The sequence below is a fragment of the Bradyrhizobium sp. genome (genome assembly GCF_022844465.1).
In the GTDB taxonomy this organism is placed as follows: Bacteria; Pseudomonadota; Alphaproteobacteria; order Rhizobiales; family Xanthobacteraceae; genus Bradyrhizobium.
Genome location: NZ_JALHLP010000019.1, coordinates 66,117 through 77,079 on the forward strand (window position 1 = coordinate 66,117; position 10,963 = coordinate 77,079).

The window sequence follows — 10,963 nt, forward strand, 5'->3', positions numbered from 1 at the left end:
GGAAGTTGAACCCGATACCGTGCCGCGCGCTGGCACAGCGGCCCAAATGTCCGCACAATCCGAGGTGTCATATTTGATTTGAGACGCTTTGCGACCACGCTTTGCCGGGACTTCCGATGAAATCGACGCACCTGATCTCCGCCGTTCTGCTGTCGCTGCTGCCGACCCTCGCGCAGGGGGCCGACATCACCGGCGTTCCGAAAATCCGCGACGGCGGCCAGGTGCAGATCGGCAACCAGCGGCTTCGGCTGGCCGGCATCGACGCGCCGGCGGTGGATCAGCTGTGCCTCAACACCAAGGCCGAGCGCTGGACCTGCGGCGTCGCCGCGCGTGACGAACTGACCAGGCGCTTCGGGGGCAAGAGCTGGACCTGCCAAACCAGGTCCACCGATCGCCGCGGGCGAACGCTGGCGCGGTGTGAAGCTGACGGCGAGGACATCCAGAAGTGGCTGGTGGCGCAAGGCTGGGCGCTGGCGTACACACGGGTCTCGCGCGACTACGAGGCTGACGAGAAGATCGCGCGCGACGCCAAGGCCGGGATGTGGCAGGGCGCGTTCATCGCGCCGTGGGACTGGCGCGTCCGCAACAAGAAGACGGCCATTCTCGGCGCCGTCAAGCCGCCGGAGAACGCCCGGGCGATCCTGCTCGCGTCGGCGTCCGGATCGATCGCACCCTCGCCCGACTGCACCATCAAGGGCAACGTCAACCGCTCCGGCGAATGCATCTACCACACGCCGGACAGCCGCTGGTATGCGAAGATCCAGATGAAGATCAGCAAGGGCACGCGCTGGTTCTGCTCGGTGGACGAGGCCGAGGCGGCCGGCTGCCGCGAGACCCGGCGCTAGATTGATCGCCCCTTCCCGCCTGCCAGACGCGGAGCAATGAGAGCAATCGATTATTTTTGCGGCCCCGAATTGCCCTGCCGCGCTCGCCACGGCCGAGCCAATCCAATATCATCGCGGCCAAACCCCGACCGCTTCGATTCCACCTATCTGCCATAAGGACAACCGACCAATGACCGTTCGCGCGGGCCGGGAATTTCTGGCCATCCCCGGACCTACCACCATGCCCGACGAGGTGCTGCAAGCGATGCACCGTCCGGCGCTGGACATCTATTCCGAGCAGATGGTCGAATTGACCGACAGCCTGCTTGCCGACCTCTCCCGGCTGTTCGCCACACGCGGCCACTCCTACATCTACATCGCCAATGGCCACGGCGCGTGGGAAGCAACGCTGAGCAACGTGCTGTCGCGCGACGACAAGGTGCTGGTGCTGGAAAGCGGGCGGTTTGCTATCGGCTGGGGCAACGCCGCGGCGGCGATGGGCGCCGAGGTCGAGGTGTTGAAGGGCGATTGGCGCCGGGCGATCCGTCCCGCCGAGGTTGAGGCGCGGCTGCGGCAGGACAAGGGTCACGCCATCAAGGCGATCCTGGCGGTGCAGGTCGATACCGCCTCCGGCGCCTACAACGACATCGAGGCGATCGGCAAGGCGATCAAGTCAGCCGGCCATCCGGCGCTGTTCATGGTCGACACCGTGGCCTCGCTCGGCTGCATGCCGTTCGAGATGGACGCCTGGGGCGTCGACGTCGCGATGTCCGGTTCGCAGAAGGGCCTGATGACGCCGCCGGGCCTCGGCTTCGTCGCCGCCAATGACCGCGCCCGCGAGGTGCACAAGAAGGCCAATTTGCGCACGCCCTATTGGGACTGGACCGAGCGCGAAGGCGCGGAGCACTACCGCAAATACGCCGGCACCGCGCCGGTGCATCTGTTGTTCGCGCTGCGCAAGGCGATCGACATGCTCACATCAGAGGGGCTGGAGAACGCGTTCCTGCGCCACCGCCTGCTCGCCGAATCCGTGCGCCGCGCGGTCGCGGTCTGGAGCGAGGGCCAAGTGCTCGGCTTCAACATCGCCGAAGCCGCCGAGCGCTCCGACACGGTGACCACCGTGACCATGAACGGCCATGATCCCGTGGCGCTGCAGCGCTATTGCAAGGAGAAATGCGGCGTGGTGCTGGGGACCGGGATCGGCGACCTCTCCGGCCAGGCGTTCCGGATCGCCCATATGGGCCACGTCAACGCGCCGATGATCCTGGGCACGCTCGGTGTCGTCGAGGTCGGCCTCAACGCGCTCGGGGTCCCGCACGGCAAGGGCGGCACCGAAGCCGCGATCGCATATCTCGGCGAGAACGTCGGGGCGTAACGGCCTGCGGAGCCTTCCCTGCCATGGCGATCCGACGACCTTACATGCGATAGACCCGCGGACGCACGAGGAACCAGTGACGCATCCCTTTGGCACGAAACCCAAGCTGCCGCCGCCCGTCGCACCGCGGCGGCCACATACGTTCACGACGCACGGCATCTCCTTGACCGACGACTACGCCTGGCTGAAGGACGCCAGATGGCAGGAAGTGCTGCGCGATCCCACGATCCTCGACCCCGACATCCGGACCTATCTGGAGGCGGAGAATGACTACGCCGAGAGCCTGCTCGGCCATACCGCGTCCCTTCAGAAAAAACTGGTGGCGGAGATGCGCGGGCGGATCAAGGAGGACGATTCCAGCGTCCCGTCGCCGGACGGCCCGTTCGCCTATCTGCGGAAGTTTCGCGAGGGCGGGCAGCACGAACTGTTCGGCCGTACGCCGCGAGCCGGCGGCGACGCGCAGATCGTGCTCGACGGCGACGCGCTCGCCGCAAGCCATGATTATTTCAAGTTCGGCGGCGCGCGGCATTCGCCCGATCACCGCCTCCATGCCTGGAGCGCCGACACCAAGGGGTCGGAGTATTTTACGATCCGCGTCCGCGACTGGCAGACCGGCCTCGATCGCGACGACATCGTCGAGGAAACCGACGGCGGCATGGTCTGGAGCAAGGATTGCAACAGCTTCTTCTACGTCAAGCTCGACGACAACCACCGACCGATGCAGGTTTGGCGGCATCGGATTGGCACCGCGCAGACCGAAGACTCGCTGGTCTACGAGGAGGCGGATTCGGGCTGGTTCACCCATCTGCACGAGAGCGCCTCCGGCCGGTTCTGCGTCATCGCCGGCGGCGATCACGAAACTTCGGAGCATCGGCTGATCGATCTTGCCGACCCCGCGGCGACGCCGGTCCTGGTCGCGGCGCGCGAGGAGGGCGTGCAATATTCGATTGCCGACCGCGGCGACGAACTGTTCATCCTCACCAACGCGGACGACGCCATCGACTTCAAGATCGTCAACGCGCCGCTGGCCTCGCCCGGACGCGCCAACTGGCGCGATTTGATTCCGCATCGCGAAGGCATCTATGTGATCGACGTCGAGCTCTATGCCGGACACATGGTGCGGCTGGAGCGCGCCAACGCGCTGCCATCGATCGTCATCCGCGATCTTGCGACCGGCGAGGAGCACGCCATCGCGTTCGACGAGGCGGCCTACTCGCTCGACACCATGGGCGGCTATGAGTTCGAAACCACGAATGTGCGATTTTCCTATTCGTCGATGACGACTCCGGCGGAAGTCTACGATTACGACATGGCGGCGCGGAAGCGGCTGTTGCGCAAGCGGCAGGAGATTCCTTCCGGACACGATCCCGCCGACTATGTGACCACGCGTATCATGGCGACCTCGCATGACGGCGCCCAGGTGCCGGTCTCGATCCTGCACCGCAAGGAACTGGTGCGCGACGGCAGCGCCCCGCTGCTGCTTTACGGCTATGGGTCCTACGGCATGGCGATGCCGGCCGCATTCGCCGCCAACCGGCTATCGCTGGTCGACCGCGGCTTCGTCTATGCGATCGCGCATATCCGCGGCGGTGCGGACAAGGGCTGGGGCTGGTATCTTGACGGCAAGCGCGAGCGGAAGACGAACTCTTTTGACGATTTCGCCGCCGCCGGGCGCGCACTGTGCGCGGCCGGATACACGCGCGCAAAACGCATCGTCGGTCATGGCGGCAGCGCCGGCGGCATGCTGATGGGAGCGGTCGCCAACCGCGCCGGCGAATTGTTCGCCGGCATCGTGGCCGAAGTCCCCTTTGTCGACGTGTTGAATACCATGCTCGACGACACGCTGCCGCTGACGCCGCCGGAATGGCCGGAATGGGGCAACCCGATCGAGAGCGAGGCAGACTTCCGCACCATTCTTTCCTACTCGCCCTATGAGAACATCGCGGCGAAGGCTTATCCAGCGATTCTGGCGATGGCTGGGCTGACCGATCCCCGCGTCACCTATTGGGAGCCGGCGAAATGGATCGCGCGGCTGCGCGCTACCATGTCGGGCGGTGGCCCGGTGCTGTTGCGTACCAATATGGGCGCGGGACATGGCGGCGCAGCGGGGCGATTCGACCGGCTGGACGAGGTCGCGATCGCCTATGCGTTCGCGCTGTGGACGGTGGGGTTGGCGGAGCGCGGCAAGGCATGACGCCTCGCCTTCCCGGATTGCTCAAATCGCCGAGCCGCGCTACCAAATCAGGCCCGCTGCGAGAAACCGTCGCGCCTGGCAGATGACGCGTTTGGGGGAATCCCCACGGCGGCTCGCGCCGGATTGACCGATATTGCGGCTTCCCGATCCCGATGCAAAATTGCATTGTTTGAGTCCGCCCGGCACGCGGTCGGGAACTGGGCGCGCGATCACCAAGGCCAACATGACGCTGACCACGAGGCTTGTCTTTGCGATGACCGCGCTGGTCGCGATTGCGGTGTCCGCCGTCGGCTGGCTGAGTTATCGCAATCTGGAACAGGCGCTGCTGCCCAGGGTGCTCGAGCGCACCGACACGCATGCTCAGTTCGTCGCGGCTGAACTGAAGTTCTATGTAGCCGGACCACTCGCCGATATCACAGGCTTCCGGTCGCTTCCGCCGTTGACCGCGCTCATTCGAGCACGCCTGGCCGGAGGAGCCGACCCGCTCGACGGTTTCCCGGAAAAGGTGCTGGTCGAACGAATCTCGAGCCGGATTGTGAGCGAATTCAAGGCCAAGCCCGCTTATGCTGAATTTCAGGTCTTTGGCCTTGATGGCACTTGGCGCGAAATCCTCCGGGTCGATCGCTCCGGACCGGAAGGTGCTATCCGCGTTGTCCCGAAGCCAGAACCGGAACGCCAGGTCGATCAACCGCATTTCGCCAGCGCCTTGTCCCTGAATCCAGGTGAAACATTCGTGTCGCCGGTCGAGATGGAAACACCGAGCGGGCATTCCACGACGCCGCCGATGCCGACGTTACGGCTCGCAGCGCCGCTGTTGAATCCGGACGGCAAGCGGCTGGGAATTGTTACAATCAAGATCGACATGCGCCCGGCCCTTGAGCGCGTGAGGTCGCAGGCGGGACCGGGTGGCGCGATATACGCCGTCAACCGACGGGGCGAATATCTGGTTCATCCTCAGCCTATGCGCGAATTCGGTCGGCCGCGGGAGGCGCCGGCGAACTGGCTGACCGATTTCCCATATCTGGCTACATCCGCCGGGGCGACCCAAGGCCTGGCGCGCATCGTCCCCGACGATACCGGCCAGGCCGGGGGCGTGGCGCTCGCGCCTGCCCTGCTCGCCGGCCAGGAATGGATCGGGGTCATCGAAACCGTCCCGAGCGCGGTCATCCTGGCGCCGGCCGAGGCGATTCGGAACGCTTCCCTGCTGGTCGGATTGCTCGCAGTACTCGGCGCTGCGGCGCTCGCCACGATGATCGCGCGGTCGCTGACGAAACCAATCATTCAGTTGACCAGGGCGGTCGAGGGTTCCGCCCACGGTGGCACGACGATGATTCCGGTGGGTGCAAACGGCGAGACCGACGTGCTGGCCCGGGCCTTTGCCCGCGTGATCGACGAGGCCAATGCCAAGACGCTCGCTCTCGAGCGCGAGGTCATGGAACATCGTCGCACCGAAGCCTCGCGCGACCACCATGCCGAGCGCGAGCGACTGTTCAGCGCGGCGATCGAGTCCTCCAACGACGCCATCATCACGATGACGCTCGACGGCGCGATCACTGGCTGGAATTCGGCCGCGGAGCGGCTGTTCGGATACACGGCGGCGGAAGCCGCGGGCGAGAACATCACGCTGCTCGTACCCGACGACCGGCTGGCGAGGTTCGAGGACGCGATGCGCCGGATCGCATCGGGTGAAAGCATCGCACACCAGGAAACGGTCCGGCTGGGGAAGGGCGGCCGCCGAATCGACGTCTCGCTCAGCATCTACCCGATCAGGTCGCCTTCGGGTGCGACCATCGGCATCTCCAATGTGATCCGCGACATCACCGATGCCAACAAGACGAGGCAGATGTTGCAGCAACAGACCGAAGAACTCCGCAGGATCTTCGAAACCTCGCTGGATCTGATCGTGGTGATGGATTCTCGCGGATTTGTGGTGCAGATCAGTCCAAGCTGCGAAGCCATCCTGGGCTATCGTCCCGACGAATTGATCGGGCGCAGCGGGGGCGAGTTCATCCATCCCGATCATCTCGAGAGCTGCCGCGAAGGCATGCGCGCCGCGCGCCGCGGAGAGAATTTGAACGTCTTCGAAGCGCGCTGCTGCACCCACAAGGACGGGCGCGCCGTCTGGTTGTCCTGGCTCGGCACCTGGTCCGATCCCGCCAAGCGGTTCTTCTTCGTCGGCCGCGACATGACCGAGAGCCGCCAGGCGCAGGAGACGTTGCAGGAAAGCGAGCAACTGGCGCGCGGCATTATCGACACCGCGCTCGATGCCTTCGTTCAGGTCGACGAGCAGGGCCTCATCCGGAACTGGAATCCGCAGGCCGAGCGCATCCTCGGATGGTCGCGCGATGAAGTGATCGGGAAAGACATTTTCAAACTGATGGGCCGGATCGACGGACACGGACCTGTGAAAAAAGCGCTGCAGTCGTTCCTGCTGGCCGGCAACCCGGTGGTGCGACAGCCCCGCCGTGAACTCAAGGTCAGGCGGCGGGACGGCCGGGAGATCACGGTGGAGTTGAGCATCGCCGCGCTGAAGACCCGCGATGGATTCCTGTTCAACGGTTTCATCCGCGACCTCACCGAGAGAATCGCCGCCGAGGAGCGAATCAGGCAGGCCGAAAAGATGGAGGCGATGGGACAGCTCACCGGCGGCATCGCGCACGACTTCAACAATATCCTGACGGTCATCACGGGGACGATCGAAATCCTGGCCGACGCCGTCAAGGACGAACCGCAGCTCGCCGCCATCACGCGAATGATCGACGAGGCCGCGTCTCGCGGCGCCGACCTTACCCAGCACCTGCTTGCATTCGCGCGCAGGCAGCCGCTCGAGCCCCGCGAAACCGACGTCAACGCGCTGATCAAGGATACGACGAAACTGCTGCATCGGACGATCGGCGCCCGTATCGCAATCGAAACGGTATTCGAAGAAAAGGCGTGTCCGGCGGTCGTCGACCCAAACCAGCTGGCCAACGCGATCCTCAATCTCGCCCTCAACGCACGCGACGCCATGCCGAACGGCGGCAGGCTCACCATCGAAACCGGCTCGTCGACGCTCAACGATCGCGACGCGCGCATGCATGGCGACCTCAGGCCCGGCCGCTACGCGACCATCGCGGTCAGCGATACCGGAGCCGGCATTCCCGCCGCGATACTCGACAAGGTCTTCGAACCGTTCTTCACCTCCAAGGGACCCGGCAAGGGCACCGGTCTCGGGCTCAGCATGGTGTACGGCTTCGTCAAACAGTCGGCCGGTCTCATCACGATCTCCAGCAAGGAAGGTGATGGGACGACGATCAAGATGTATCTGCCACTGGCTACGGGCGTATGGCCGGTGGCCGAACTGCCGCCGACGCCGGCGGTCGAAGGCGGCCACGAGACGATCCTGGTGGTGGAAGACGACAAGCTGGTGCGCGATTACGTCCTGACCCAGCTGCATTCGCTCGGCTATGTCACGCTGCATGCGGCAAACGCCAACGAAGCTCTCGCGATCGTGCATGCAGGCCGTCCGTTCGACCTGCTGTTGACCGACGTGATCCTGCCTGGCCTGAATGGCCGGGAACTCGCCGACGAGATATCGAAGGTCAGACCGGGGTTGAGAGTGTTGTTCACTTCCGGCTACACCGAAGACGCGATCATCCACGACGGCCGGCTCGACGATGGTGTTTTGCTGCTCGCCAAGCCATATCGGAAATCCGACATGGCGATCATGATCCGGAAGGCCTTCGCCGCTTGATCGTTGGCAGGAGCTGCCACCGCGCCGGCGCCCGAAACCTTGTTCCGTATCGGAGGTTTGCCCAACCGGTTTCGTGTCTTCACGCCTGGCCCTGCTGCCGGGTCGTCATCACGATCCGGATCAGATCGGCGGCGTTCCGCGCGCCGAGCTTCTTCATGATGCTGGCGCGGTGATCCTCGATGGTGCGCGGGCTGATCCCCAGCTGCCGTCCCGCCTCCTTGTTGGAAGCGCCTGATACGAACTGCTCGAGAACCTCGCGCTCGCGCCGCGTCAGCGGTTCGCGTCCGGGAAAATGGAGTGCTGCGATCCCCGAGCCGGAATCCTTCACCTGTCGCCGCGCGTAAGCGTCGATCGCCTGGTCGAGCCGCGCCACGATTTCGCTGCCGCGAAACGGTTTTTCGATAAAGTCCAGCGCCCCGCTCTTGATGGCGCCGACCGCCATCGCGATGTCGCCCTGTCCGGAAATCATGAAAATCGGTGCCGGATAGTCCTCGGCGTGCAGCTCCTGCAGAACATCGAGGCCGGACTTTCCGGGAATATGCACATCGAGCAGGATACAGGACGGCGTTCTGGTTCGGGCAACGGTTAGCAGGGCCGCGCCGTCTGCGAAACAGATGACCTGATAGCCACCCGCCGTCAGCACCATCGAAAGCGTTTCGCGCACGGCAGGATCGTCATCGACTACGAAGATCTCTCCGCGGGAATGGACTTTCTCAACCATTTTCCCAGTCCATGCGTGGTTGATTCGGCGCGCATCGATATAACGCTACCAATACGCGACCGGATCACAATCTGATTGTATGTTACGGGACTGCGACTTGACGCGCAAACAACAACGCCCGCTGGGACGATAAACTAAGGTAGTAGAGTCTTGCGGAATACAGTCTCCGCGGTCCAGAAATGGAGGGAACCGCATCCAATCGCCCGCGATCCGGACCTGCCCTGGAGGTGAGCGCCCGCAACGCTTACCGCAAGGCGACGCCCTATTGGCAAGGCGCCTGCGCGGCGCACGCGGTCACGCCTGGCCCTTGCCGGCCTTAGTTCGCTACCTCGTTTGCGTTCGGTGACGCACCGAGCCGTTTCTTGGCGAGCTTGCCGCGCACGAACTGAATGTCCATTTCCGTGCCGTTGACGCGCACGAGTTCGCACCGGCGGTAGGCGAGGCCGGTCGATGACAGCAGCAGGAAAAATTCCTTGAGATTGAGGCCTTGGATGGAGCCCTCGACCGTCAGCACGGCGTCGGTGTCCGAGATCGCTTTGAGCTGGCAATCCCGCCGCCAGGTGCCGTCGATAGCCATCATGCAGACATCATATCCCCTGCTGAAAGAGACCCGTTCTACGCCCCTGCTTTCCTCCGTCATGGTCACCTGCCCGCCATCGCTGTGAATTTTTCCCGAGGGAGTTCGGCGCTTACGCGCACGGCGCTCGGCTGATAGAGCCCACGCTTGTTCGGAAACGGCTTGAATGCATTCGTCAGGCCGACAACTGTCTCCGCCGCGCCCAGCACCAGGAAGCCGCCCGACTCCATCGCGTCGGCAAGGCGTCCAAAGGTATTGATCTTGGTGTCCTGATCGAAATAGATCAGGACATTGCGGCAGAAGATGACGTCGAAGACGCCCAGCTGGGAGAAATCGTGCAGCAGGTTAAGCTGCCGGTGCTGAACCATGGCGCGGATATCCGGGCTGATCTGCCAGAGCTCGCCGGTCTGCTTGAAGTACTTGACGAGCAGCTGAGACGGCAGGCCGCGCTGGACTTCGAACTGGTTGTAGATTCCCGCCTTTGATTTCTCGAGCACTTCCCGGGACAGGTCGGTTGCGATGATCTCGACCCGCCATCCCGCAAGGGAGGCGCTCATTTCCTTCAGGCACAGCGCGAGCGAATATGGCTCCTGCCCGGTCGAGCCCGCGGCGCACCAGATCCGGATACTCTTGCGGGCTCCGCGCGCCTTCAGCACCTCGGGCATGATTACGTCGCGAAAGTTGTCAAATGGCACCTTGTCACGAAAGAAGAAGGTCTCGTTGGTGGTCATGGCCTCGACCACCTGGGCGATCAGGGAAGGTGAACCGGCCTTCATTTTTCGCACGAGTTCGCTGATACCCGGCACGTCGAATTCGCGCAGCAGCGGAAGCAACCGACTTTCGATCAGATATTGCTTGTCGGCGGACAAATCGAGACCGGAATGGTCCTTCAGGAGCCGACGCAGGTATTCATAGTCTTGTGGGGTCACGAGAGCCTCTTGAGGTAAGCGGATACTATTTAGACGAGGCTCGGCTCTGCCGGCGCGATCAGACCGACTTCCTGGAACTTCGTGGCGACGATTTCCTTGTCGAACGGCTTCATGATGTATTCGTTGGCGCCGGCATGCAGCGCGCGCGAAATATGGTCGATGCCGTTCTCGGTAGTGCAGAACACGACCTTGGGCATGTCGCCGCCGGGCATGCGGCGCAGATTGCCGAGGAATTCATAGCCGTCCATGACAGGCATGTTCCAGTCGAGCAGGACCGCCTCGGGCATGGCGCGCTTGCAGGCTTCCAGCGCCTGCAGGCCGTCCTCGGCCTCGATGATCTGGAAATCGAGGCCTTCCAGGATGCGGCGCGCGATCTTTCGAATGACGCTGGAGTCATCGACCACCAGACATGTTCTCATTTTCGATCTCCTGGCTTGACGGGGCGGCGCATGCCAACCTGGCTACGCGGCAATGGCTGTCTTGGAGGCTAGTTCGAGGACGCGATCGACGTCGAGGACGACCATGAGCTGTCCGTCGAGGCGGTGGACGCCGCCGGCGAACTTGGCCATGCGGGGATCGAGGTTGACGGGGTTTTCCTCGCGGCCATCGT

General features: G+C 63.8%; 8 protein-coding genes and 1 pseudogene. 4 read left to right on the top strand and 5 right to left on the bottom strand.

Features of this window, described 5'->3' with window-relative positions:
• Positions 1-116 precede the first annotated feature (116 nt).
• The 4 genes from Q0D31_RS21065 to Q0D31_RS21080 all read left to right on the top strand — a co-directional run bounded on the left by Q0D31_RS21065 (position 117) and on the right by Q0D31_RS21080 (position 8,126).
• On the top strand, positions 117-845 hold the full coding sequence (locus Q0D31_RS21065) for a thermonuclease family protein (RefSeq protein ID WP_291855544.1): 729 nt from the start codon (positions 117-119) through the stop codon (positions 843-845).
• Between the two features lie 169 nt (positions 846-1,014).
• Positions 1,015-2,199, top strand: coding sequence for an aminotransferase class V-fold PLP-dependent enzyme (locus tag Q0D31_RS21070; protein ID WP_291855547.1), 1,185 nt, complete (start codon positions 1,015-1,017; stop codon positions 2,197-2,199).
• A gap of 76 nt (positions 2,200-2,275) precedes the next feature.
• On the top strand, positions 2,276-4,393 hold the full coding sequence (locus Q0D31_RS21075) for a S9 family peptidase (protein ID WP_291855550.1): 2,118 nt from the start codon (positions 2,276-2,278) through the stop codon (positions 4,391-4,393).
• A 223-nt stretch (positions 4,394-4,616) separates the two neighbouring features.
• On the top strand, positions 4,617-8,126 hold the full coding sequence (locus Q0D31_RS21080) for a PAS domain S-box protein (protein ID WP_291855553.1): 3,510 nt from the start codon (positions 4,617-4,619) through the stop codon (positions 8,124-8,126).
• A 79-nt stretch (positions 8,127-8,205) separates the two neighbouring features.
• Here Q0D31_RS21080 and Q0D31_RS21085 read toward each other — a convergent pair whose 3' ends face one another.
• The 5 genes and pseudogenes from Q0D31_RS21085 to Q0D31_RS21105 all read right to left on the bottom strand — a co-directional run.
• Positions 8,206-8,847 carry a response regulator gene (locus Q0D31_RS21085; protein WP_291855556.1) on the bottom strand — a complete coding sequence of 214 codons (642 nt, stop codon included), beginning with the start codon at positions 8,845-8,847 and terminating at the stop codon, positions 8,206-8,208.
• Between the two features lie 316 nt (positions 8,848-9,163).
• Positions 9,164-9,487 (bottom strand): PilZ domain-containing protein, encoded by a 324-nt coding sequence (locus Q0D31_RS21090; RefSeq protein WP_291855558.1) that lies wholly within the window; start codon positions 9,485-9,487, stop codon positions 9,164-9,166.
• A 2-nt stretch (positions 9,488-9,489) separates the two neighbouring features.
• Positions 9,490-10,353: a protein-glutamate O-methyltransferase CheR gene (locus Q0D31_RS21095; protein WP_291855561.1), complete on the bottom strand. Its 864-nt coding sequence runs from the start codon at positions 10,351-10,353 to the stop codon at positions 9,490-9,492.
• Between the two features lie 29 nt (positions 10,354-10,382).
• A complete protein-coding gene (locus Q0D31_RS21100) occupies positions 10,383-10,772 on the bottom strand; it encodes a response regulator (RefSeq protein ID WP_291855566.1) in 390 nt (129 codons plus the stop codon).
• A gap of 42 nt (positions 10,773-10,814) precedes the next feature.
• Positions 10,815-10,963 (bottom strand): annotated as a pseudogene (locus Q0D31_RS21105) (chemotaxis protein CheW); the annotation flags it as partial.

What these genes read in the sequence shown, in the direction of transcription:
- Q0D31_RS21065 (WP_291855544.1), top strand. Translation starts at nt 117, where the DNA reads ATGAAATCGACGCACCTGATCTCCGCCGTTCTGCTGTCGCTGCTGCCG.
- Q0D31_RS21070 (WP_291855547.1), top strand. Translation starts at nt 1,015, where the DNA reads ATGACCGTTCGCGCGGGCCGGGAATTTCTGGCCATCCCCGGACCTACC.
- Q0D31_RS21080 (WP_291855553.1), top strand. Translation starts at nt 4,617, where the DNA reads ATGACGCTGACCACGAGGCTTGTCTTTGCGATGACCGCGCTGGTCGCG.
- Q0D31_RS21085 (WP_291855556.1), bottom strand. Translation starts at nt 8,847, where the DNA reads ATGGTTGAGAAAGTCCATTCCCGCGGAGAGATCTTCGTAGTCGATGAC.
- Q0D31_RS21090 (WP_291855558.1), bottom strand. Translation starts at nt 9,487, where the DNA reads ATGACGGAGGAAAGCAGGGGCGTAGAACGGGTCTCTTTCAGCAGGGGA.
- Q0D31_RS21100 (WP_291855566.1), bottom strand. Translation starts at nt 10,772, where the DNA reads ATGAGAACATGTCTGGTGGTCGATGACTCCAGCGTCATTCGAAAGATC.